This window comes from Nocardia brasiliensis NBRC 14402, from assembly GCF_000308475.2.
GTDB lineage: Bacteria > Actinomycetota > Actinomycetes > Mycobacteriales > Mycobacteriaceae > Nocardia > Nocardia brasiliensis.
In genome coordinates, this window is record NZ_BAFT02000113.1 from 106,987 (window position 1) to 128,309 (window position 21,323).

25 protein-coding genes and 4 tRNA genes are annotated in these 21,323 nt (G+C 66.7%); 20 read left to right on the forward strand and 9 right to left on the reverse strand.

The genetic code is table 11. From position 1 onward, the window contains the following. Positions 1–111: 111 nt before the first annotated feature. The 3 genes from TY25_RS39795 to TY25_RS39805 form a co-directional block, all read right to left on the reverse strand. Positions 112–822 carry a demethylmenaquinone methyltransferase gene (locus TY25_RS39795; RefSeq protein WP_014988514.1) on the reverse strand — a complete coding sequence of 237 codons (711 nt, stop codon included), beginning with the start codon at positions 820–822 and terminating at the stop codon, positions 112–114. Positions 823–990: 168 nt separating this feature from the next. Then, positions 991–2,133, reverse strand: coding sequence for a glycosyltransferase family 4 protein (locus TY25_RS39800; protein WP_042265556.1), 1,143 nt, complete (start codon positions 2,131–2,133; stop codon positions 991–993). A gap of 74 nt (positions 2,134–2,207) precedes the next feature. Then, positions 2,208–2,669, reverse strand: a complete 462-nt coding sequence (locus TY25_RS39805; protein ID WP_042265423.1) for a DUF3592 domain-containing protein — start codon at positions 2,667–2,669, stop codon at positions 2,208–2,210. Positions 2,670–2,708: 39 nt separating this feature from the next. Here TY25_RS39805 and TY25_RS39810 point away from each other — a divergent pair, with 39 nt between their 5' ends. Further along, on the forward strand, positions 2,709–3,215 hold the full coding sequence (locus TY25_RS39810; RefSeq protein ID WP_014988511.1) for a DUF2505 domain-containing protein: 507 nt from the start codon (positions 2,709–2,711) through the stop codon (positions 3,213–3,215). Positions 3,216–3,278: 63 nt separating this feature from the next. On the opposite strand, the gene TY25_RS39815 is transcribed toward TY25_RS39810, so the two are convergent. Further along, positions 3,279–3,716, reverse strand: coding sequence for a VOC family protein (locus TY25_RS39815; protein WP_042265424.1), 438 nt, complete (start codon positions 3,714–3,716; stop codon positions 3,279–3,281). A 100-nt stretch (positions 3,717–3,816) separates the two neighbouring features. On the opposite strand from TY25_RS39815, the gene TY25_RS39820 reads away from it, so the two are divergent. Continuing rightward, entirely contained in the window at positions 3,817–4,389 is a 573-nt protein-coding gene (locus TY25_RS39820; RefSeq protein ID WP_042265425.1) for a PadR family transcriptional regulator, read from the forward strand. A gap of 11 nt (positions 4,390–4,400) precedes the next feature. Next, the gene (locus tag TY25_RS39825; RefSeq protein WP_042265426.1) at positions 4,401–4,850 is read left to right on the forward strand and encodes a deazaflavin-dependent nitroreductase; all 450 of its coding nucleotides are present in this window, start codon (positions 4,401–4,403) and stop codon (positions 4,848–4,850) included. On the opposite strand, the gene TY25_RS39830 is transcribed toward TY25_RS39825, so the two are convergent. Then, positions 4,847–5,272: a helix-turn-helix transcriptional regulator gene (locus TY25_RS39830; RefSeq protein ID WP_042265427.1), complete on the reverse strand. Its 426-nt coding sequence runs from the start codon at positions 5,270–5,272 to the stop codon at positions 4,847–4,849. The genes TY25_RS39825 and TY25_RS39830 overlap by 4 nt on opposite strands. A gap of 25 nt (positions 5,273–5,297) precedes the next feature. Next, on the reverse strand, positions 5,298–6,563 hold the full coding sequence (locus TY25_RS39835) for a geranylgeranyl reductase family protein (protein WP_042265428.1): 1,266 nt from the start codon (positions 6,561–6,563) through the stop codon (positions 5,298–5,300). A gap of 166 nt (positions 6,564–6,729) precedes the next feature. Between TY25_RS39835 and TY25_RS39840 the strand changes: the two genes are divergently transcribed. Together TY25_RS39840 and htpX are read left to right on the forward strand one after the other, a co-directional pair. Further along, positions 6,730–7,752 (forward strand): polyprenyl synthetase family protein, encoded by a 1,023-nt coding sequence (locus TY25_RS39840; RefSeq protein WP_029899394.1) that lies wholly within the window; start codon positions 6,730–6,732, stop codon positions 7,750–7,752. 238 nt (positions 7,753–7,990) lie between these two features. Beyond that, the gene (gene htpX / locus TY25_RS39845) at positions 7,991–8,860 is read left to right on the forward strand and encodes a zinc metalloprotease HtpX (protein WP_226887153.1); all 870 of its coding nucleotides are present in this window, start codon (positions 7,991–7,993) and stop codon (positions 8,858–8,860) included. A 14-nt stretch (positions 8,861–8,874) separates the two neighbouring features. Here htpX and TY25_RS39850 read toward each other — a convergent pair whose 3' ends face one another. Both TY25_RS39850 and TY25_RS39855 read right to left on the reverse strand, forming a co-directional pair. Next, complete coding sequence (locus TY25_RS39850) at positions 8,875–9,348, reverse strand: MarR family winged helix-turn-helix transcriptional regulator (RefSeq protein WP_226887154.1); 474 nt, start codon at positions 9,346–9,348, stop codon at positions 8,875–8,877. Positions 9,349–9,769: 421 nt separating this feature from the next. Continuing rightward, positions 9,770–9,852, reverse strand: a tRNA-Tyr gene (locus TY25_RS39855). 170 nt (positions 9,853–10,022) lie between these two features. On the opposite strand from TY25_RS39855, the gene TY25_RS39860 reads away from it, so the two are divergent. The 11 genes from TY25_RS39860 to TY25_RS39910 all read left to right on the forward strand — a co-directional run bounded on the left by TY25_RS39860 (position 10,023) and on the right by TY25_RS39910 (position 16,066). Further along, on the forward strand, positions 10,023–10,514 hold the full coding sequence (locus TY25_RS39860) for a YajQ family cyclic di-GMP-binding protein (RefSeq protein ID WP_029899391.1): 492 nt from the start codon (positions 10,023–10,025) through the stop codon (positions 10,512–10,514). Between the two features lie 141 nt (positions 10,515–10,655). Then, positions 10,656–10,728 (forward strand) — tRNA-Thr (locus TY25_RS39865). A 71-nt stretch (positions 10,729–10,799) separates the two neighbouring features. Beyond that, positions 10,800–10,875 (forward strand) — tRNA-Met (locus TY25_RS39870). Positions 10,876–10,918: 43 nt separating this feature from the next. Next, complete coding sequence (rpmG, locus tag TY25_RS39875) at positions 10,919–11,089, forward strand: 50S ribosomal protein L33 (protein WP_014988500.1); 171 nt, start codon at positions 10,919–10,921, stop codon at positions 11,087–11,089. Between the two features lie 262 nt (positions 11,090–11,351). Next, positions 11,352–12,416 (forward strand): fused (3R)-hydroxyacyl-ACP dehydratase subunits HadA/HadB, encoded by a 1,065-nt coding sequence (locus TY25_RS39880; RefSeq protein WP_042265560.1) that lies wholly within the window; start codon positions 11,352–11,354, stop codon positions 12,414–12,416. 269 nt (positions 12,417–12,685) lie between these two features. Then, a tRNA-Trp gene (locus TY25_RS39885) sits at positions 12,686–12,758 on the forward strand. Between the two features lie 21 nt (positions 12,759–12,779). Next, positions 12,780–13,214 (forward strand): preprotein translocase subunit SecE, encoded by a 435-nt coding sequence (gene secE / locus TY25_RS39890; protein WP_228833088.1) that lies wholly within the window; start codon positions 12,780–12,782, stop codon positions 13,212–13,214. A 118-nt stretch (positions 13,215–13,332) separates the two neighbouring features. Further along, positions 13,333–14,112 carry a transcription termination/antitermination protein NusG gene (gene nusG, locus TY25_RS39895; protein ID WP_042265430.1) on the forward strand — a complete coding sequence of 260 codons (780 nt, stop codon included), beginning with the start codon at positions 13,333–13,335 and terminating at the stop codon, positions 14,110–14,112. A gap of 96 nt (positions 14,113–14,208) precedes the next feature. After that, the gene (gene rplK, locus TY25_RS39900; RefSeq protein WP_014988496.1) at positions 14,209–14,643 is read left to right on the forward strand and encodes a 50S ribosomal protein L11; all 435 of its coding nucleotides are present in this window, start codon (positions 14,209–14,211) and stop codon (positions 14,641–14,643) included. 82 nt (positions 14,644–14,725) lie between these two features. Continuing rightward, the gene (gene rplA / locus TY25_RS39905) at positions 14,726–15,439 is read left to right on the forward strand and encodes a 50S ribosomal protein L1 (protein ID WP_014988495.1); all 714 of its coding nucleotides are present in this window, start codon (positions 14,726–14,728) and stop codon (positions 15,437–15,439) included. 99 nt (positions 15,440–15,538) lie between these two features. Continuing rightward, positions 15,539–16,066, forward strand: coding sequence for an NADPH-dependent FMN reductase (locus TY25_RS39910; RefSeq protein ID WP_081869394.1), 528 nt, complete (start codon positions 15,539–15,541; stop codon positions 16,064–16,066). 51 nt (positions 16,067–16,117) lie between these two features. On the opposite strand, the gene TY25_RS39915 is transcribed toward TY25_RS39910, so the two are convergent. Next, a complete protein-coding gene (locus tag TY25_RS39915; RefSeq protein ID WP_042265433.1) occupies positions 16,118–17,725 on the reverse strand; it encodes an MFS transporter in 1,608 nt (535 codons plus the stop codon). Between the two features lie 444 nt (positions 17,726–18,169). On the opposite strand from TY25_RS39915, the gene rplJ reads away from it, so the two are divergent. From rplJ to TY25_RS39935, 4 genes are all read left to right on the forward strand, one after another. Then, on the forward strand, positions 18,170–18,715 hold the full coding sequence (gene rplJ / locus TY25_RS39920; protein ID WP_014988492.1) for a 50S ribosomal protein L10: 546 nt from the start codon (positions 18,170–18,172) through the stop codon (positions 18,713–18,715). Positions 18,716–18,780: 65 nt separating this feature from the next. After that, entirely contained in the window at positions 18,781–19,161 is a 381-nt protein-coding gene (gene rplL, locus TY25_RS39925) for a 50S ribosomal protein L7/L12 (RefSeq protein WP_014988491.1), read from the forward strand. Positions 19,162–19,403: 242 nt separating this feature from the next. Beyond that, positions 19,404–20,480, forward strand: coding sequence for an ABC transporter ATP-binding protein (locus TY25_RS39930; RefSeq protein WP_014988490.1), 1,077 nt, complete (start codon positions 19,404–19,406; stop codon positions 20,478–20,480). A gap of 11 nt (positions 20,481–20,491) precedes the next feature. After that, entirely contained in the window at positions 20,492–21,286 is a 795-nt protein-coding gene (locus tag TY25_RS39935) for an MlaE family ABC transporter permease (RefSeq protein ID WP_042265435.1), read from the forward strand. Positions 21,287–21,323 lie beyond the last annotated feature (37 nt).

Below are 21,323 nucleotides of genomic sequence, written 5' to 3' on the forward strand. Positions count from 1 at the left end.
TCCCGATCATGGCCATCGCCGATTGCGCGGGGTTTACCGCGCGTTATCGGGAGGTCACAATCCACCTCACAAGCCGCATCCTGGCCGGTGAGGTGTGATGAAGATCGCAGGTCAGCCGAGTTTGTAGGCCCGGTGCAGCGCGACGATCCCGCCGGTCAGGTTGCGCCATTTCACCGATGCCCAGCCGTTGCCCGCGATCCGCATCGCCAGCTGCCGCTGGTTCGGCCAGGCCCGGATCGACTCGGCGAGGTACACGTAGGCGTCCGGATTGCTGCTGACCGCGCGGGCCACCTTCGGCAGCGCCTTCATCAGGTACTCCATGTACACCGTGCGGAAACCGGGGATGACCGGGGTGGAGAACTCGGCGATGACCAGCCGTCCGCCCGGCTTGGTGACGCGCAGCATCTCGCGCAGCGCCGCATCGGTGTCGGAGATGTTGCGCAGGCCGTAGGAGATGGTCACCGCGTCGAAGGAGTTGTCGGCGAAGGGCAGCGCCGTCGCGTCGGCCGCCACCATCGGCACCTTGCGGAACTTGCCCGCGGCGAGCATGCCCTGGGAGAAGTCGGCGGCCAGGCACCAGGCGCCGGACTTCGCGAGGTCGAGGGTGGACACGCCGGTGCCCGCCGCGAGGTCGAGCACCCGCTCGCCGGGGCGCGGGGCCAGCGCCTTGCGGACCGCCCAGCGCCAGTAGCGATCCTGGCCGCCCGAGATCACCGTGTTGGTCAGGTCGTAGCGGCGGGCGACGCCGTCGAACATCGACGCGATCTCGTGCGGCTGCTTGTCCAGTGAGGCCCGAACCGATTCTGTTTTCGCCACGCTCATGCGCCTCTCCGCGTCTTCAGGCCGTACCAGTCGGATATCCGCCGAACCGTGTCCAGGGCCTGCGCCGGATACGTCGCGGGTCCGGGCGGTGCCCGGTGGGTTACCCATGGTCTCACGAGGCCGGTGGGCCCGATCCGGTCGGCCACCGGCGCCGCGGCCGCCCCTCGGTCAAGCGGTATGCGGCAACCGCATCCGCATGCCGGTGACGTCCGCGTAGTGGCCCATCAGCTCGGTACAGATCGCGGGCCAGGTGCGGTGCAGCACCGATTTGCGCGCGGCACCGGCGAATCGGGCGCGCAGCGCCGGATCGTGCAGTGCCGCAACGGCACTCGGCAGCAGTTCGGTGAACCGGTCGACCGGGAGCAGATATCCGTTGCGACAGTGCGCGATCAGGTCGCGCGGGCCGCCCGCGTCCGGGCCGATCACCGGCACACCGCATGCGAGGGCCTCTTGCACGCCCTGGCAGAAAGTCTCGTGCTCGCCCGCGTGCACCATCACGTCCAGGCTCGCGTACGCCTGGGCCAGGGTGTCGCCGCCCAGTTCGCCGGTGAACACCGCGTTCGGCAGCAGCCGGGTGAGCCGGTCGCGTTCGGGCCCGCCGCCGACGATGACCAGCTGGATGTCGGGATCGTGCGCCAGCACGGCGAGCCGTTCGACGTGCTTTTCCGGCGCGAGCCTGCCGACGAAGCCGACCACCAGTTTGTCGGCACCGTTGAGCCACGAGGCGCGCAACTCGGTGCGCCGCGCCGACGGGGTGAACCGGGCGATGTCCACGCCACGTCCCCATCGGTGCACTCGCGGAATGCCATGGCTCGCAAGGTCTTGCGCGGCGGCGCTGGACGGGGCCAGGGTGCGGGTCGCGCCCTCGTGGATGCGCCGGGTCCAGGCCCAGGCCGCCCGGCTGGCCAGCGACAGACCGTAGCTCTTGGCGAAACCGGCGACGTCGGTCTGATAGACCGCCACGGTCGGCAGGTCTAGCCGGGTGGCCGCGCCGAGTCCGCCGGCGCCGAGCAGGAACGGCGAGGCCAGGTGCACCACGTCGGCGTCGAAATCGGCGATGGCCGAGACGATTCCCGGTTGCGGCAGGCCCACCGGCAGCGAACTGATCTTGGGCACCATCACCGCGGGCACCCGATGCACCCGGAACCGGTCGTGCCAGCGGGCCGCCGGTGGCAGGCCGCGCACCGTGTCCGGCGCGATGATCAGGGCGTCATGGCCGTGGCTGTCGAGGTGATCCAGCACCCGCAGCACGGAGTTCACGACGCCGTTCATGTTCGGCAGAAACGACTCCGCGACGATCGCTACACGCACCATCTCAGGTTGACCCGTGCAACGCGCCACGGCCTCACGCCGGCGTGAAGGAAACGGAAAGATCCGGCGAACTCCTAGGTGGTCGCCGTGGCCTGCGGCCGGCGCCGCCCGGCCCGGTGCAGCAGCCACAGCGCGGGCAGCGCGACCAGCCACACCACCACGATCACCGACAGCGCGGGCGGAATGGCGACGCGCACGTCGCGGCCCTCCACTCGGACCAGATCGGGATCGGCACGGTAGTACTCGACCCGGATGCGTTCACCCGCCGTGAGATTGGTCGGGTAGAGCACGCCGACCTTCGGATTGTGTGTTTCCCCGTCCGGTGTCACGTACATGACCGCCGAGCGCAGCCTGCCCGCGGAGAGCACCTCGGCGCTGGTGACACCCTTGTCCGAGTTGATCAGGAAGTCGTTGCGCCAGGCGGCAAGCACCAGCAGCACGATCAGCACACTGATCACCGTCGCGGCCGTGATGACACCGATCCTGGCCCGCCGCAGGCGGACAGACCGCCGATCAGACTGGGTGGTTTCCAACACCGCAACAGGCTACCGACCGACTCGGCTACCGTGTCGCGCATGTCCCGAAAATTCAGCTTCACCGTGCCTTACACCGTCCCGGTCGAAGATCTTCACCGGGCACTCACCGACGACAAGGTCTGGCAGGCGCGTTTCGCCGACGCCGAGACCGCCACGCTCGACCTCTCCCATCCCGAGGGGGCGGACTCCATCCGCATCCATATGACCGAAAAGGCCGCGCAGGACAAGGTTCCCAGCGTGGTCAGCAAGGTGCTCAAGAGCGAGCTGATGCTCTCGCGCACCGACCACTGGCAGGCGCTCGACGGCGATGTCGCCAAGGGCACCTTCGAGGGTTCGACCGGCGGCATCAGCACCGAGATGTCGGGCACCTACGAAATGCGTTCGACCGCAGAGGGTTCCGAGATCGAGGTGGTCGGCACCGTGCAGGTGCACGTGCCGCTGGTCGGCGGCGCCATCGAGCCGCTGGCCGAGCAGCTGCATCACCGCGTGCTGAACAGCGAGCGCAAGTTCATCGAGGAGTGGGTCGCCGCGCAGGCGACTGCCTGACCCCGCACGGCCTCGTCGTCCCGGTACGCCCGGGACGACGAGCCCCGTCCGTTGGGGCACCGTCTAGGCGAAGTCCGCGGGCGAGTATTCCTTCTGCTCCACCAGCACCAGCCAGTTCCCGGAGTTGTCCCGGATGATGGCCTCGGTGCCGTAGGGCCGCTCGGCGGGCGGCTGAATGAACTCCACGCCCTTGGCGGTGAGTTCCTCGAAGGTCTTCTGACAGTTCTCGGTGCGCAGGCCGAGCGCCCCGTGCGTGCCGCTGCCGAGCGCGCGCCGGATGGCCTCGGCCAGGGCCTCGTCCAGCGGGGGACCGGGGATCATCAAGCCGATCTCGAGTTCCGGGTGCGCCGGGTGTGCGATGGTGACCCAGCGGAACCCGTTGTCGCCCATGGTGATATCGGTGACCTCGACGAAGCCCAGCTTGTCGATATACCACTGCTTCGATTCGGTCTGATCGGTGACGTACACCGTGACCAGCGAGACATTCGTAATTGTCGTCATGCGACGAGGCTATGGCTGCGCGGCCGCCGTGAGCTTCTCCGGAATTGCTGTGTTCGGCGTATAGTCGAGTTCGGTTATTCGAATTCGACTAAGGAGCCCGATGGCGGTCTCGCGAGCCCGCAGAACCCCGCTGGCGTTGGCGGTGTTGAGCCTGCTCAACGAGCGACCCATGCACCCCTACGAGATGCAGGCGCTGATCCGGGACCGGCAGGTCGGACGGGTGGTGCGGATGCGCGGCGGGTCGGTCTACGACGCCGTCGCCCGGTTGGCCGCGCACGATCTGATCGCACCGACCGGCAGCAGCCGCGCCGGCGCGCGGCCCGAGCGCACCACGTTCACCATCACCGCTGCGGGCCGCGCCGAACTCGACTCGCTGCTCGACGAGTACCTCGCCGAACCGGTCAACGAATACCCGCGGTTCGCAGCGGGTTTGGCGCACATCCTCAACCTGACCCCCGACCGCGCGGCCGAATTGCTCACGCGCCGTGCACAGGTCCTGCGCACCGACCTGGCCGAGCTGGATGCGGCACTGGCTGCGGCACATTCGACCGAGATTCCACCGATCGTGCTGGTGGAGACCGAACTCGACCGCGAACTGCGCGCCACCGAATTGCGCTGGGTGGAGCGCACCGCGAAACGCATCGCCGACGGCGAATTGCCCTGGGCGACCTGAAAGGAGTTGCGATGGTGACGAAACTGGGCCTGCCCGGCTGGCTCAAACCGATGAACCGCGTGGTGATCACGCTCAACCGACTGGGCGTTCCGCTCGGCACGATGCGGGTGCTCTCGGTGCCCGGTCGCGCCTCGGGCGAGCTGCGCACCACGCCGGTCTCGCCGCTGACCGTGCGCGGCGCGCGTTACGTGGTCGGACACGGCCAGGCCGAGTGGGTGCGCAACGCCCGCAAGAGCAGCTGGGGCATCCTGGCCGAGGGACGCAGGCGCAACCGGGTGGATCTCGTCGAACTCCCGGCCGACGAGCGCCCCGCCGTGCTGCGCGAATTCCCGCGCGAGGTACCGCACGGTGTGCCGTTCTTCGTCAAACTCGGCTTGGTGACCTCGGCCGATCCGGACGAATTCGCCGCCGCCGCACCGCGCAGCGCGGTGTTCCGCATCGAAAACCCTACGGCGGTCTAGGTTTCGCGGGTGCGGTCGCTGAGGCCGTGCATGAACACGAAACAACCCGGAATACGGGGCGCGCCGTCGGCGAACTTCGCCTGGTACTCCGAGGGCGTCACCCCGACGAGCTTGCGGAACTTGCTGCTGAAGGAGCCGAGGCTGCTGTAGCCGACCAGCATGCAGACCTCGGTGACCGTCAGGTTGGTCGCGCGCAGCAGATCCTGCGCGCGCTCGATCCGCCGCTCGGTCAGGTACGCGGCGGGTGTCAATCCGTAGACCGCGGCGAACGCCCGCAAGAAGTGATACTTGGAAACCCCTGCGGCGGCGGCCAACTCGTCGAGATCGAGCGGGTCGGCATACCGTCGATCCGCGAGATCGCGGGCGCGCCGCAGATGCGGCAGCAGTGCCAGCGGCGGCGCGCTGTGCGGTCGTCCACTCATCACGCCACCGCCGTCCGTCTCGTGGCTAGGCGAACGGAGGGAGGTCGTCGACGCGCATCGACATCCGGCCCGCCGCCCGCCACGCGCGCGCGGTGAGGTCGACGTCCTCGTCGGTGACCAGGTTGCCCATCACCCGGACGGCGGTGCGCTGCAAGTACTTCGAGCGCATCACCGGCGGGCCGCCGATCGGCACCATCTTCGGATGGGTGGCCAGCCCGGCGATCCGGCGCGCCACCGAGAAGGTGCGGCCGTAGCGGGCCCGCAGCAGCTCGGGCCAGATCGTGGTGAGATCCGGCTCGTCCAGCAGCCCGGCCAACATGTGCCCGCCCTCCAGGCCGTAGTCGATGCCCTCGCCGTTCAGCGGGTTCACACAGCCCGCGGCGTCACCGACCAGCACCCAGTTGCGCCCGGCGACATGGGAGACCGCGCCACCCATCGGCAGCAGCGCCGACGCCACCGCGCGCAGCGAACCCTCGAACTGCCATTCCTCGAAGCGCTGCTTGGTGTAGTGCTCCAGCAGCGGTTTCAGCGCGATGTGCGAGGGCCGCTGTTCGGTGGCCAGCGAGCCGACGCCGATGTTCACCTCGCCGTTGCCGAGCGGGAACACCCAGCCGTAGCCGGGCACCAGGGCGCCCGCGGCGTCGCGCAGCTCCAGATGCGAGGTGATCCACTGATCGTCGCTGCGGCCGGACTTGATGTAGGCGCGGGCCGCGGTGCCGTAGGCGTACTGGCGATGCCAGGTGCGGCCGAGCAGCCGGCCGACCGGCGACCGCACACCGTCGGCGACGATCAGCAGCGTGCACCCGATGGTGTGGGTGCCGGTGGCCGTGCGCACCGTCACGCCGGTGACCCGGTCCCCGTCTCGCGTGACATCGATTACCTTCGTGCCGTCGATCATCCGCGCGCCGGACTTCATCGCGGTCTCGCGCAGCTTGTCATCGAGTTCGGTTCGGGGAACCGCACTTCCGTAGGTGGGGAACGCACCGGCAGGCCAGCTCAGCAGCGCTTCGCGGCCGAAACCGGTCATCCGCAGGCCGTGATTGACGGTGTGCGCGCGCACCCATTCGCCCAGCCCGAGATGCTCCAGTTCGGCCGTGGCGCGCGGCGTCAGCCCGTCGCCGCAGGTCTTGTCCCTGGGAAAGACGGCGGAATCGAGCAGCACCACCTCGCGTCCGGCGCGCGCGGCCCAGGCCGCCGATGCCGAACCGGCCGGGCCCGCGCCCACGACCAGCACCTCGGCCTGTGCGGGCAGCGCGTCCCCGCTCGCGGGGGTGACTTCCGGTGAACCCATGACTTCAATACTTGCACGGGTCCCCGGCGGCGCGGGCGCGCGCGGCGCACCGAAAATGGTGTGCCAAAGTGTCTGATACACCGCATAGTGACGGTGTTCATGGGCCATCGGCTGAGGACACGCTAGGTTCTCTACCGTGGGGTCGGACGCATCGGCGGGAGAAGAAATGAGCACATCGGCTGTTACGGACGAGAGCACGGTGGTCGCCGGGGTCGATCTCGGTGACACCGAACTCGCCGCGACCGTGCGCGCCGGCCTGGAAGAGGTCGAGAAACTCTTGGTCGCCGAACTGTCCGACGGCGAGGAGTTCCTGCAAGAGGCGGCCCTGCACCTGGCCAAGGCCGGCGGCAAGCGCTTCCGTCCGCTGTTCACCCTGCTGACCGGTCAGCTGGGCCCGCGTGCGAGCGACCCCGCGCTCGTCACCGCGGGCACCGTCGTGGAACTGGTGCATCTGGCCACGCTGTACCACGACGACGTGATGGACGAGGCCACCATGCGCCGCGGCGCCCCGAGCGTGAACTCGCGCTGGGGCAACAACATCGCCATCCTGGCCGGCGACTACCTGTTCGCGCACGCCTCGCGACTGACCTCCACGCTGGGTCCCGACGCCGTGCGGATCATCGCCGAAACCTTCGCCGAGCTGGTCACCGGCCAGATGCGCGAGACCATGGGGGCCCGCGAGACCCAGGATCCGGTCGAGCACTACCTGCGCGTGGTGTGGGAGAAGACCGGTTCGCTCATCGCGGCCGCCGGCCGCTTCGGCGGCACCTTCTCGGGGGCTTCGCTGGATCATGTCGAGCGGCTCGCCCGGCTCGGCGACGCGGTCGGCACCGCCTTCCAGATCTCCGACGACATCATCGACATCTCCTCGGCCACCGAGCAGTCCGGCAAGACCCCCGGCACCGACCTGCGCGAGGGCGTGCACACCCTGCCCGTGCTGTACGCGCTGCGCGACGAGGGCGCCGACGGCGACCGGCTGCGCAAGCTGCTCGCCCAGCCGCTCGGCACCGACGCGGAGGTCGAGGAGGCGCTCGAACTGCTCGGCCGCTCGCACGGCATGGTGCTGGCCAAGGAGAAGCTGCACGGCTACGCCGACCTCGCGCACGCCGAGCTCTCCGCGCTGCCGCAGGGCCCGGCCAACGACGCGCTCGAGCGGCTGGTCCGCTACACCATCGAACGCGTCGGCTGAGCTACGTGTTGTGCGATTCGCCAAGGAACCTTTGCCGAGTCGCCGTCGTTGACCTCGTGTGATGCAATCGGCCGGTTAGTCGGGATTCGCGGGAGCGAATGCCGCTCGACAACTGATTTCGTCAGCACAAGGGTAACTCGCCGGGAACGGGCGAACTCGACGTCGCGCCCTACCGGTGGGCGCCAACCTAAGTCTTGCGGCAGGCGAGTCCGGCCTGAATACGCGGAGAGGCGGGACAGTGTATGCGAACGGGCTGAAGACGTTCGGATTGATGGTCGGCCTTTCGGCGCTGATCGTGTTCGCCGGTGCGATGTTTCGCAGCCCGACGATCCTGATCATCGCCATCCTGCTGGCCGTCGGCATGAACGCGTACGCGTACTTCAACAGCGACAAGCTCGCGTTGAAGGCCATGCACGCGCAGCCGGTGAGCGAGCTGGAGGCGCCGGTGATCTATCGCATCGTGCGCGAGCTGGCGACCACGGCCCGGCAGCCGATGCCGCGGCTCTACATCAGCCCCACCAACGCGCCCAACGCCTTCGCCACCGGCCGCAACCCGCGGCACGCGGCGGTCTGCTGTACCAGCGGCATCCTGCAGATTCTCGACGAACGTGAGCTGCGGGCCGTGCTCGGGCACGAACTCTCGCACGTCTACAACCGCGACATCCTCATCTCGTCGGTCGCGGGTGCGCTCGCCGCGGTCATCTCCGGCCTGGCCAACCTGGCCTTCTTCGCCTCGGCGTTCGGCGGCAACCGCAACGGCGAGGGCCCGAATATGCTCGGCGTGCTGCTCGTCTCGCTGCTCGGGCCGATCGCGGCGAGCCTGATCAAACTGGCCGTTTCCCGCTCGCGGGAGTACCAGGCGGACCAGTCCGGCGCCGAGCTCACCGGTGACCCGCTGGCGCTCGCGTCGGCGCTGCGCAAGCTGGAACGGGGCGTGCAGGCCGCTCCGTTGCCGCCGGAGCCGCAATTGACCGCCCAGTCGCACCTGATGATCGCCAACCCCTTCCGGGTCGGTGAGCGGGCCGCTCGGTGGTTCTCCACCCATCCGCCGATGGCCGAACGGATCGCCCGGCTGGAGGATATGGCGGGGGGCAGGCGCGACTACTGAGCGCGCCACGCCGCTCACTCGTGTTCGGCCGCCAGCTCGTCCTCGTAGGCGCGCAGGGTGTCCACGAAGAGCCTGCGCTGTTCGGCGTCCAACGGCGCCAGCACCTTTCGCCATGCCCGCGCGCTGCCGCCGAGCCAGTCGTTGACCGACTTCTCGTGCGCCGCGGCGATCGCGACGATCGTGCGCCGGCGATCTGCTTCGTCCGAGCGCCGTTCCAGCACACCCTGTTTGCTCAGATCGCTCACCATGAGGCTCACCGTGGTGGGTGCGACCTCGAGCCGCGCGGCCAGATCGTTGACCGTCATCGGGCCCTCGAAAACCAGGTTCGCCAGTAGCGACAGATGCCGGGGCGCCAGCGAAAACGATTGCAGCTCTTCGGGAACGCGCATCTTCTTCGCCCGTCCGACCACCCGTGGCATGAGCAGCAGCAGGCTCCGGACGCTCTCCTCCACCGCCATGCCCGCGCCGGCCCGCCGACCCGTTGACATCTCTGCCGCCTCTCAATGACCTCTGCTTATCAAGTTACTTTGCTACCAAAGCAAAATTGCGCTCTCCGACCAGGCTAACGCCCGCGCGCGCTGTGCCGGGTGGCGATTCGGGAGGGCCTGGCCCTCGCGGATCCGATGCCTGCTGTGTGCGCACTGGGCCGTGACCCTCGGCGATCATCTGCGGGCCGTGCACGCGGGGCTGCGTCGCGATCCAAGGTCGGCTCGTGAACGAATTCGACCGTATCGCAAAGGATTTGGAATCCGCTCCGCGTTACGCAGGGGAGATGCTCGTGGTGACGTTGAACGCGACGGATCCGGCCACGCTGCGGGGCTGACACGCCCGCGGCGCGCCGGGAATCTTCGTGCCGGGGTCGCGGAAACGAAATACCCCCGCCGATCCAGGATCGACGGGGGCATTCGGTGGCAGATGTAGGATTCGAACCTACGTAGGCTTTCGCCGACGGATTTACAGTCCGCTCCCATTGGCCGCTCGGGCAATCTGCCGTCGCGCTTTCGGCGCGCTGAGCAGAATACATCGAACCTCCACCCCTAATGCAAACCGCCTGGCTATCGGCCATGTGGGACGGGTGGGGTCGCGTCGTCGGGTAGAACTGACGTGACCGGTTCACCCGGTGAACGTGCCTCCATGGGAACCGTCAGGACAGGAGCGAAGTGTGGCCGATTCGTCTTTCGATGTTGTCAGCAAGGTCGACCGTCAGGAGGTCGACAATGCTCTGCATCAAGCGGAGAAGGAGCTGACCACCCGCTACGACTTCCGTGGCACCGGCGCCGGCATCGAATGGTCCGGTGAGGACAAGATCGTGCTGACCGCCGAGGCCGAGGAGCGGGTCAAGGCGGCGTTGGACGTGTTCAAGGAGAAGCTGATCCGCCGCGATATCTCGCTCAAGGCCTTCGACGCGGGCGAGCCCGTCGCCTCGGGCAAGACGTACAAGATCACCGGCTCGCTGGTGCAGGGCATCGACACCGAGCATGCGAAGAAGATCACCAAAAAGATCCGCGACGAGGGGCCCAAGGGGGTCAAGGCGCAGATCCAGGGGGAGGAACTGCGGGTGTCGAGCAAGAAGCGCGACGATCTGCAGGCCGTGATCGCTCTGCTCAAGGGCGAGGATTTCGGCATCGCCCTGCAGTTCGTCAACTACCGGTAAGTCGTCCGCGGCCGCTCGCCGGGCGGCCGCAAACCGGCTCTGACCACACGGTTTGGAGTCCGGACCCGAAGGTGTGTAATCTCGTTCAAGACTTCGCCGCGCCGGGGTCGAGTGTTTGGAGCTCGGCGCGAAAGTAGTCATGCCCCCTTAGCTCAGTCGGCAGAGCGTTTCCATGGTAAGGAAAAGGTCAACGGTTCGATTCCGTTAGGGGGCTCGCCGGATTGCCGGTGGTGACCGACTCGGCATCTCCAAGGTTGGGCGCGGCACCAGGCAATGCGACCCCGTGGCGGTGTAGCTCAGTCGGTAGAGCAAACGACTCATAATCGTTGTGTCGCCGGTTCAAGTCCGGCCATCGCTACCAAAGACCGATCAGACCATCTGGTTGACCCGAAAGAAGGAATATCGTGGCCGCGAAGTCCACCGATGTCCGGCCAAAGATCACCTTGGCCTGCGAGCAGTGCAAGCACCGCAACTACATCACCAAGAAGAACCGGCGCAACGACCCGGATCGGCTGGAACTGAAGAAGTTCTGCCCGAACTGCGGCACGCACCGGGGACACAAAGAATCCCGCTAGTCCGCCACGCGTGAAGCTGCCGCGTGGATCGGCGCCGGGAGCGTGAGCCGCTCTCGGTAATCTCGGAACGTGCCAATGCGAGGGCCGGACACTATGTCCGGCCCTGACGCATTTCACGGTCCGGAGCGGTAAGTGAGTGAGCGCGACCAGAGTTACAGCCGCCAACGCGGTAACGACGGAGCCGAGCGCTTCTACGGCGTAGTCGTTCCCGCTCCGCCGACTCCGGGTGACGGGGTCAGATAGGTACAGTCCACCCGTGACAATCAACACCGGTACAGACGAAGCGGTTCAGGCGGACGAGACATCGGACCCCGCCGCGCACGCGGCGGCCATGGTCGGTCACCACTATCGCGTCGACGACTACTACGAGGTCGGCCGCGAGAAGGTGCGTGAATACGCCCGCGCCGTGCAGGACTACCACCCGGTGCACTGGGACGAGGACCTCGCGCAGGAGTACGGCTACGACGGCCTGCTCGCGCCGCTCACCTTCATCTCCCTGGTCGGCATTCTGGCCCAGCGCAAGCTGTTCGAGCAGATCGTCACGGGCTACGACCTGAGCCAGATCATGCAGACCGATCAGATCCTGGAGTTCCACCGCCCGATCCGGGTCGGCGATCAGCTGGTCTGCGACGTGCACCTGCATTCGTTCCGGCAGGCCTTCGGCGGCGACATCATCGTCACCAAGAACATCGTCACCGCGCAGAACGACGAGCTGGTGCTCACCACCTACACCACGCTGATCGGGCGCAGCGGCGGCGATATCGACCCCAATCTCAACGACGCGGTGCGCAACGTGCTGATGCACGGCATCGGCGAGGACGCGCCGCAGCACCGGCCGCGCGCGATCCAGGCCGCCGCGACGCCGACGCCGATCGCCTCGGTGCCCGAGATCACCCCGAGCAAGCGCGCGCTGAGCTTCGACAGCGTCGCGATCGGCGACGAGCTGCCCGCCCGCACCGTCCGGCTCACCCGTGGCGATCTGGTGAACTACGCCGGCGTTTCCGGCGACGCCAACCCGATCCACTGGAGCGACGACGTCATCAAGCTCGTCGGCCTGGACAACGTGGTCGCGCACGGCATGCTCACCATGGGTCTGGGCGGCGGCTTCATCACCTCGTGGCTCGGCGATCCCGGCGCGGTCAAGGAGTACAACGTCCGCTTCACCAGCCCGGTGTATGTGGGGACCGATGAGGCCGCCGAGATCGAATTCACCGGTAAGGTGAAGTCCGTGGATCCGGAGACGCGGACCGCGGTCGTCGCCATCGTGGCGAAGTCGGCGGGGCGCAAGATCTTCGGGCGCGCGACGGCCACCGTGCAGCTGTCGTGAGCCGGCGGGGTCGCCGAACAGTGAACTGGGGAACCGGTTCTGACCTGGTCGACTGACCCTGATTAGCTAACGACGCGGCCGGTAACGTACACTGAGGTTTCTGGGGTCACCAGCCGCTGCGCGCTGCTCTGTAGGGCTGGTTCCAGGCGAGTCCGCGAGGATTCGCCGACGGGGCCGGCAACTGCCAAGGCAGCGCGCGTGTCATGTGGTGACAACGGAGTACAACTGAATATCGAACAGTGGTTGGACAGCCAACACGGTCCAACCGAAGGGGCGTAGCTCAACTGGCAGAGCAGCGGTCTCCAAAACCGCAGGTTGCAGGTTCAAGTCCTGTCGCCCCTGCCTTCCGTAGCGACAGCTTGCATGGTCGCTCGAAAGAACCAGCATGCCAGCGACGAAAGGATCGACGTGGTCGACGAGCGGGATACTCGCCACGGCTCGCATGCCGACGATGGCGATGACACCGCCGCGGTGGCTCGGCCCAGCGGCAAGCGATCCGCCCGGCGGACCCGCGGTACCTCGTCGGACACGGGCTCGATCGCCACGCTCGATCGTCCTTCGTCGCGTAAGGCAGCCAAGACCGATCGGGCCGAACGCGGCAAGACGGGTAATCCGTTCAAGCGTTTGATCAAGTTCCTGCGCGAGGTCATCGCGGAACTGCGCAAGGTGATCTGGCCCAACCGGAAACAGATGGTCACCTATACGAGCGTTGTTCTGGTGTTCGTGATTTTCATGGTCGCGTTCATCAGTGGGTTGGATCTGGCGTTCATCAAGGGTGTCAACTGGCTGTTCGGCTAGTAGCTCTACGCCGACGCCGCCAGCCGATCCCGGGGCGGAGACGGGCGGAGTAGTTCCGCCGCGCGCCCGGCCCGGCACGCAGAGGATGTACGTGACGACACAGGAAGCGAGTGCCCCAGTGAGCACCCCGGAGAACGACACACACGACGAGTTCCCGGTCGACGACGCGGTGGCGGAGTCCACCGAGGCCGACGCGACCGTCGAAGACTCCGAGGACGTGGACTCCGAGGTCGCCGAGCCGGCCGCACCCGAAGCTCCTGTCGACGCCGAACCGGCCGATCCGGTCGCCGAGATGAAGGCCGCGCTGCGCCGCGCCCCCGGTGACTGGTACGTCATCCACTCCTACGCCGGCTACGAGAACAAGGTGAAGGCCAACCTCGAGACCCGCGTGCAGAACCTCGACCTCGAGGACTACATCTTCCAGGTCGAGGTGCCGACCGAAGAGGTCACCGAGATCAAGAACGGCCAGCGCAAGAACGTCAACCGCAAGGTGCTGCCCGGCTACATCCTGGTCCGGATGGAACTCAACGACGAGTCGTGGGGCGCGGTGCGCAACACCCCCGGTGTTACCGGATTCGTCGGCGCCACCTCACGCCCGTCCCCGCTGACCCTCGACGACGTGGTGAAGTTCCTGGTCCCGGCCGCGCAGCAGAAGAAGGCGCCGGCCGCCGCGGCCGCGAGCACCACCGAGTCCGCCGCCGAGTCGGTCACCAAGCCCGCCATCGAGGTCGATTTCGAGGTCGGCGAGTCGGTGACCGTGATGGACGGCCCGTTCGCGACGCTGCCCGCCAGCATCTCCGAGGTCAACGCCGAGCAGCAGAAGCTCAAGGTGCTCGTCTCGATCTTCGGTCGCGAGACCCCGGTCGAGCTCGGCTTCACCCAGGTTGCGAAGATTTAGACCTGTTACGTTCGCGGCCGGATGACTCTGCCCGGCCGCGGATCGCAACGCCAGCACTTGCAAAGAGCAAGGAAAACAGACACCTAGGAAAGAAAGATGCCCCCCAAGAAGAAGAAGCTCGCCGGGATCATCAAGCTTCAGATCCAGGCCGGCCAGGCGAACCCCGCCCCTCCGGTGGGTCCGGCGCTCGGTCAGCACGGCGTCAACATCATGGAGTTCTGCAAGGCGTACAACGCCGCGACCGAGTCGCAGCGTGGCAACGTCATTCCGGTCGAGATCTCGGTGTACGAGGACCGGTCGTTCGACTTCAAGCTGAAGACCCCGCCTGCCGCCAAGCTGCTGCTCAAGGCCGCCGGTGTGCAGAAGGGCTCGGCTGAGCCGCACCGCAACAAGGTCGCGAAGGTCACCATGGACCAGGTCCGGGAGATCGCCAAGACCAAGCAGGAAGATCTGAACGCCAACGACATCGATCAGGCGGCGAAGATCATCGCGGGTACCGCTCGCTCGATGGGTATCACCGTCGAAGGCTGAGCGTCAGCGCAAACGCTCACGGTGGGAGGGCCGGCCAGGCCCGATAACCACGGCTGAACCAGACAATTAAGGACAGAGAATCATGGCAAAACGAAGCAAGGCGTATCTCGCCGCGGCCGAGAAGGTCGATCGCGACAAGCTGTACTCCCCGCTGGCCGCCGCGCGGCTGGCCAAGGAGACCGCCACCACCAAGACCGACGCGACCGTCGAGGTCGCCGTGCGTCTCGGTGTGGATCCCCGCAAGGCCGACCAGATGGTCCGCGGCACCGTCAACCTGCCGCACGGCACCGGTAAGACCGCCCGCGTCATCGTGTTCGCCGCCGGTGAGAAGGCCGCCGAGGCCGAGGCCGCCGGTGCCGACGCCGTGGGCGCCGAGGACCTGATCGAGCGGATCCAGGGCGGCTGGCTGGACTTCGACGCCGCGATCGCCACCCCGGACCAGATGGCCAAGGTCGGCCGGATCGCGCGCGTCCTGGGCCCGCGCGGCCTGATGCCGAACCCGAAGACGGGCACGGTCACCACCGATGTGACCAAGGCCGTCAACGACATCAAGGGCGGCAAGATCAACTTCCGCGTCGACAAGCAGGCCAACCTGCACTTCGTGATCGGCAAGGCGTCCTTCGACGACGCCAAGCTGGTGGAGAACTACGGCGCCGCGCTGGACGAGATCCTGCGTGTCAAGCCGTCGACCGCCAAGGGCCGCTACCTGAAGAAGGTGACGGTTTCGACGAACACCGGACCGGGCATCCCGGTGGACCCGAACCGCACCCGCAACCTCCTCGACGAGGACGCGTAGGTAGCACCCGAGTCAGACCGCAACGGCGGGAACGCGAATCGCGTTCCCGCCGTTCGCATGTCACGGACTATTTCGCCGACGGTCGTCGTTGGTCCTGAGGTGACCGTTGTTCTGCTGATCTCCGGAAGCACGCGCAGTGCCTCGACCAATTCCGCTGCACTGCGCACAGTGCAGGCGATCTCCCCGGCCGATATCGAAACCCGCTGGTACGACGGACTCACCGAGCTTCCGGCCTTCAATCCCGATGACGACGGCAGCGGGCATCCGTCGGTTCTCGCGCTGCGTGAAGAGCTTTCCGCCGCCGACGCGGTGCTGTTCTGCACGCCGGAATATGCGGGTACTCTGCCAGGCAGCCTCAAGAACCTGCTGGACTGGACCGTCGGGACCGCCGACCTCTACGAAAAGCCCACTGCGTGGCTGACTGTCGCGGCGCCCGGTCGTGGTGAAGGCGCGACGGCTACCCTGGCCGGCGTGCTCGGATATGTGGGTGCCGCGGTGGATCCCGGTGTCCCGGCGCGGCTGCCGGTGCTGCGTGCCGACGTCGGCGCGGACGGTCTGGTTGCGTCCGCCGAATTCCGTACCGGCGCAAGGGAGTTGCTGAAGCGATTGGTGGCGCAGGCGCGGTGATTCCCGCCGGATCCGGCCGGGCGGATCAGGCGGGAATCGGAGACGATACGGCTATTCGTCGTCGGCCGGCTTCCGCCAGCCCAGCAGCACGGACTCGCCGTCCTGCACACCCCAGGGCAGGAAGATCGCCACGATGACGGCGGCGACCACCACCGCCCCGGCCGCCACCAGTGAGGCGGTGTGCGAACCCTCGAGTGCCGCGGATTTCATTGCGACGATGAGGTTTTCGCGTTGGCTCTCGAAGAACGGCGCGAGCGGGCGGTTGCGGAGTTCCAGCACGCTCAACGGGCTGGCTTCGACCAGGCCCTTCTCCTTCGCGTTCATCAGGGTGTTCGGTATCGCCTCGAGCCGGGCGCTGATCCGGGTCGTGTAGTACGAGGCCACGATCGAGCCGAGTACCGCGACACCGAGGGTGCCGCCGATCTCGCGGGTGGTGTCGTTGACCGCCGAGCCCGCGCCCGCCTCGTCCAAAGGCAAAGCGCCCATGATGGATTCGGTGGCAGGTCCCTGCGTGATGGCCAGGCCGAGCGCCATGAAGACCATCGAGGGCAGCACGTCGGTGACGTAGCTGCTGTCGACGTCCACCTGTCCGCCCAGGTACAACCCGAGTCCGGTGATCAGCAGACCGGTCACGATGACCGGCGTGGTGCCGACCTTCTGCGCGAGCATCGTGGCAATGGGCGCGCCGAGCGCGACCGAGAAAGCGAAAGGCAATGAGGCGATACCGAATTCGAGCGGCGTGTATTCGCGGACGCCCTGGAAATATTGGGTGATCAGGAACAAGAAACCGAACATCGAAAAGTAGCCGATGGCAATGGCCAGGGCGGGCATCGAGAAACGGCGATTGCGGAACAGGCGCATATCGAGAATCGGTGCGCGGGTGCGCAATTCCCACGCGATGAAGGCGGCGAGCAGGACGACGCCCAAGGCGGCCGTCCCGAGGGTGATCGTCGAGAGCCAGCCGTTGCGCGGTCCCTCGATGATCGCCCACACGACCAGCGTGATGCCGGTGATGGACAAGACGATGCCGAGCAGGTCGAGCTTGCCGACCTGTGCCGCACGGGATTCGGGCACCCATTTGAGCGTCGCGGCCAGCGCGATCGCGGCTACCGGCACGTTGATCCAGAAGACGGAATGCCAGGAGAACTGGGCGAGCAGCCAGCCGCCGGAGATCGGGCCGATGGCGATGGCGAATCCGGCGACCGCGGTCCAGGCCGCGATGGCGAGCGCGCGCTCGCGCTTCTCGGTGAAGATGTTGATGATCAGCGCGAGGGTGGCGGGGAAGACCGCGGCGGCGAAGATGCCCATGGCGGCGCGCGCGGCGATGACCTGGGTCATGGACTCCGACAGCGCGCCCGCGACCGACATGACGGCCACGCCGACCAGGCCGATCATCATCACGCGGCGGCGACCGTAGCGGTCGCCGAGGTTGCCGAAGGCCAGCAGCAGGCCGGCGAAGGTCAGGGTGAACGCGTCGACAACCCATTGCAGGCTGCTGACACCGGCCGAGAGCTGCACCCCGATGGACGGTAGAGCCACATTGACCAGGGTGTTGTCGAGCATGACCAACAGTTCGGCCATGCAGATCACGGCGAGGGCGAGATACCGCTGGGAACGTCGTTCCAGCAGCACCGGTGGATCGACTATGGAGGTTGCCATAGTTGTGCAGTCAAACAGGTTAATGTCACCCTGCGTAACACTTGTAAGGCGCGATTTCGCCCACATTCAGGACCGAAATGTGAGCTGGAACACCGCGATTCCGGCGGACGACGGTGCGTTATTTCCCTGTGTCCACCCCGTTTTGGCAGATGACGGGTGGTCCGGGTACATTGGACGACAGTCATCGACGAGTTCGATCACTACCCAATCCGTTCTACCGAAGACCGTTGGTCGTCGAGCCCGCATGGGTTCGATCGAAGGTCCGGCGACATTGCCGGCGGCCCACGCAGGGAGAACCGAGGCTGGGGAACCCGATCCGGGCCATCGCGCCGGGATCGATGATTCCTGTTGCGCCCCGGAACGCCTTGCGTCCGGGGCGTTTGTTTTGTCGCCGTCCCTGATCGGTAGTTCGAAACGAACCGACCATCAGAGAGGAGGCGAAGTATGGCGAAACCCGAGAAGGTCACTGCGGTCGAGGAGATCGCGGAGCAGTTCAAGAGCTCGACGGCCACCGTTGTCACGGAATACCGTGGCCTGTCGGTCGGCAAGCTCACCGAGCTGCGGCGCGCGCTCGGCGCCGGAGCCACGTACTCCGTCGCCAAGAACACCCTGGTCAAGCGTGCCGCCGCCGAGGCGGGCGTGGAAGGTCTCGACGAGCTGTTCGTCGGCCCGACCGCGATCACGTTCATCAGCGGTGAGCCCGTCGACGCCGCGAAGGCCCTCAAGACCTTCGCGAAGGACAACAAGGCGCTCATCATCAAGGGCGGCTACATGGACGGCGCCGCGCTGTCCGTGGCCGAGGTCGAGAAGATCGCCGACCTGGAGTCCCGCGAGGTCCTGCTGGCCAAGCTGGCCGGTGCGATGAAGGGCAACATGGCCAAGGCCGCCGGTCTGTTCAACGCTCCCGCCTCGCAGGTGGCCCGCCTGGCCGCCGCGCTCGTGGAGAAGAAGCAGGCCGAATCCGGTGGCGAAACCGCTGCCGCTGAATAACCCCTGCGGGGTGATTCGCGCGCGATTCGCCCTCGAAGACAACAACTACCGAAAGGAACAACATCATGGCCAACGTTGACGAACTGCTCGAGACCTTCGGCAACATGACCCTGCTCGAGCTGTCGGACTTCGTCAAGAAGTTCGAGGAGAAGTTCGAGGTCACCGCGGCTGCTCCGGTCGCCGTCGCCGCTGTGGGTGGCGCTGCCGCTCCGGCCGACGCCGCCGAAGAGCAGGACGAGTTCGACGTCATCCTCGAGGGTGCGGGCGACAAGAAGATCCAGGTCATCAAGGTGGTCCGCGAGATCGTCTCCGGCCTGGGCCTGAAGGAAGCCAAGGACCTGGTCGAGGGCGCCCCGAAGCCGATCCTGGAGAAGGTCGCCAAGGAGGCCGCCGAGGCTGCCAAGGCGAAGCTGGAAGAAGCCGGCGCCAAGGTCTCGGTCAAGTAATTCCGACCGATATCGCCGACGGGCGGTCCCCCTCTCGGGGGACCGCCCGTTTGCTATTTACGAAGTCCTGCGCCAACAATCCGGAAATTGCGAGTGAAACGAGGTTACTCTTCAGTCAGGTTGGGGTGTGCCCCGTCTCGGTCATGAGATACAGTGGCCGAACCCACTGTGACGTGACACACCGCGGAACCCAGCACGCGGTTCGCCGGTGGGCTGCTCGCTGAATAATTCTGGAGGTTGGCGTGGGCGTCGAGGTCAGGACCGAGGGTGTTACGAAGTCCTTCGGTTCGCAGCGAATTTGGCAGGACGTCTCCCTGACGCTGCCGTCCGGTGAGGTCAGCGCCCTGCTCGGCCCGTCGGGTACCGGTAAGTCGGTGTTCCTGAAGTCGCTGATCGGACTACTGCGTCCCGAGCGTGGCTCCATTTATATCGGCGATACGGACATCACCACGTGCTCCAACAAGGAGCTCTACGAGATCCGCAAACTTTTCGGCGTGCTGTTCCAGGACGGCGCGCTGTTCGGTTCGATGAACCTCTTCGACAATGTCGCCTTCCCGTTGCGCGAGCACACGAAGAAGTCGGAATCCGACATCAAGAAGATCGTCATGGAGAAGCTCGAGCTGACCGGTCTGCTCGGCGCCGAGGGCAAGCTGCCCGGCGAGATCTCCGGCGGTATGCGCAAGCGGGCCGGCCTCGCCCGCGCCCTGGTGCTCGACCCGCAGATCATCCTCGTCGACGAGCCGGACTCCGGCCTCGACCCGGTGCGCACCTCATACCTGAGCCAGCTGCTGATCGATATCAACGCACAGATCGACGCCACGATTCTGATCGTCACGCACAACATCAACCTGGCCCGCACCGTGCCGGACAACATCGGCATGCTGTTCCGGCGCCAGCTGGTCATGTTCGGCCCGCGCGAGGTGCTGCTCACCTCCGAGGAGCCGGTGGTCAAGCAGTTCCTCAACGGCCGCATGCAGGGTCCGATCGGCATGTCCGAGGAGAAGGACGAGGCCCAGATGGCGCGCGAGCAAGCGATGTTCGACGCCGGCCACCACCACGGCGGCGCCGAAGAGGTCGAGGGCATCATCCCGCAGATGCAGGCGACCCCCGGCATGCCCGTGCGCCAAGCCGTGCTGCGCCGCAAGGAGCGCGTCCGCGAGATCATGCACACCCTGCCGCACGCGGCTCAGGTCGCGATTCGGGAATCACTTGCGCAGAACGACGACACGCAGGTGATGGCCTATAACAACAGCGACCTCGGCAGTTACCAGAGCGGCGCGTACGACACCACGACTAGACCAAACCCAACTAACGGGTAACATCTGCGTTCGTGAATTCCTCCCTGGCGCGATTGCGGACTCCACTGGAGTCGGGGTTCGGCCAGGCCGGCAACATTTTTGCGCTGTTCCTCGACGTGCTGCGCAAGACGTTCCGCCGGCCGTTCGAGTGGCGAGAGTTCATCGAGCAGTCGTGGTTCATCGCGAGTGTCTCGATCCTCCCCAGCGCACTGGTGGCTATCCCGTTCGGTGCCGTCGTCGCGTTGCAGACCGGTTCGTTGATCAAGCAGCTCGGCGCCGAATCGTTCACCGGCGCAACGAGCGTGCTCGCCACAGTGCAGCAGGCGGCGCCGGTCGTCACCTCGCTGATCATCGCGGGCGCGGCCGGGTCGGCGGTGGCCGCCGATCTCGGCTCGCGCACCATCCGTGAGGAGATCGACGCGCTCGAGGTCCTCGGCATCGACCCGATCCGCAAGCTGGTGGTGCCCCGGGTGCTCGGCATGGCCCTGGTCGCGCTGCTGTTGAACGGCCTGGTCTCGGTGGTGGGTATCGCCGGCGGCTACTTCTTCAACGTGCTGTTGCAGGGCGGTACGCCGGGCGCCTACCTGGCCTCGTTCTCCGCGCTGGCCCAGCTGCCCGACCTGTGGATCGGCGAGATCAAGGCGCTGATATTCGGCGTGATCGCCGGCGTGATCGCCGCGTACAAGGGATTGCATCCGAAAGGGGGCCCGAAAGGAGTAGGTGAAGCGGTGAACCAATCCGTGGTGATCACGTTCTTGGTGCTGTTCTTCGTGAACCTCATCCTGACGCTGGTGTACCTGCAGATCGTCCCCGCCAAGGGCGCCTGACCGGTGGCCACCCAGTACCGCAACCCTGCTCTCGCCA

What these genes read in the sequence shown, in the direction of transcription:
- TY25_RS39795 (WP_014988514.1), bottom strand. Translation starts at nt 822, where the DNA reads ATGAGCGTGGCGAAAACAGAATCGGTTCGGGCCTCACTGGACAAGCAG.
- TY25_RS39810 (WP_014988511.1), top strand. Translation starts at nt 2,709, where the DNA reads ATGTCCCGAAAATTCAGCTTCACCGTGCCTTACACCGTCCCGGTCGAA.
- TY25_RS39815 (WP_042265424.1), bottom strand. Translation starts at nt 3,716, where the DNA reads ATGACGACAATTACGAATGTCTCGCTGGTCACGGTGTACGTCACCGAT.
- TY25_RS39820 (WP_042265425.1), top strand. Translation starts at nt 3,817, where the DNA reads ATGGCGGTCTCGCGAGCCCGCAGAACCCCGCTGGCGTTGGCGGTGTTG.
- TY25_RS39825 (WP_042265426.1), top strand. Translation starts at nt 4,401, where the DNA reads ATGGTGACGAAACTGGGCCTGCCCGGCTGGCTCAAACCGATGAACCGC.
- TY25_RS39830 (WP_042265427.1), bottom strand. Translation starts at nt 5,272, where the DNA reads ATGAGTGGACGACCGCACAGCGCGCCGCCGCTGGCACTGCTGCCGCAT.
- TY25_RS39835 (WP_042265428.1), bottom strand. Translation starts at nt 6,563, where the DNA reads ATGGGTTCACCGGAAGTCACCCCCGCGAGCGGGGACGCGCTGCCCGCA.
- TY25_RS39840 (WP_029899394.1), top strand. Translation starts at nt 6,730, where the DNA reads ATGAGCACATCGGCTGTTACGGACGAGAGCACGGTGGTCGCCGGGGTC.
- TY25_RS39850 (WP_226887154.1), bottom strand. Translation starts at nt 9,348, where the DNA reads ATGTCAACGGGTCGGCGGGCCGGCGCGGGCATGGCGGTGGAGGAGAGC.
- secE (WP_228833088.1), top strand. Translation starts at nt 12,780, where the DNA reads ATGGTCGCTCGAAAGAACCAGCATGCCAGCGACGAAAGGATCGACGTG.
- rplK (WP_014988496.1), top strand. Translation starts at nt 14,209, where the DNA reads ATGCCCCCCAAGAAGAAGAAGCTCGCCGGGATCATCAAGCTTCAGATC.
- rplA (WP_014988495.1), top strand. Translation starts at nt 14,726, where the DNA reads ATGGCAAAACGAAGCAAGGCGTATCTCGCCGCGGCCGAGAAGGTCGAT.
- TY25_RS39915 (WP_042265433.1), bottom strand. Translation starts at nt 17,725, where the DNA reads ATGGCAACCTCCATAGTCGATCCACCGGTGCTGCTGGAACGACGTTCC.
- rplJ (WP_014988492.1), top strand. Translation starts at nt 18,170, where the DNA reads ATGGCGAAACCCGAGAAGGTCACTGCGGTCGAGGAGATCGCGGAGCAG.
- rplL (WP_014988491.1), top strand. Translation starts at nt 18,781, where the DNA reads ATGGCCAACGTTGACGAACTGCTCGAGACCTTCGGCAACATGACCCTG.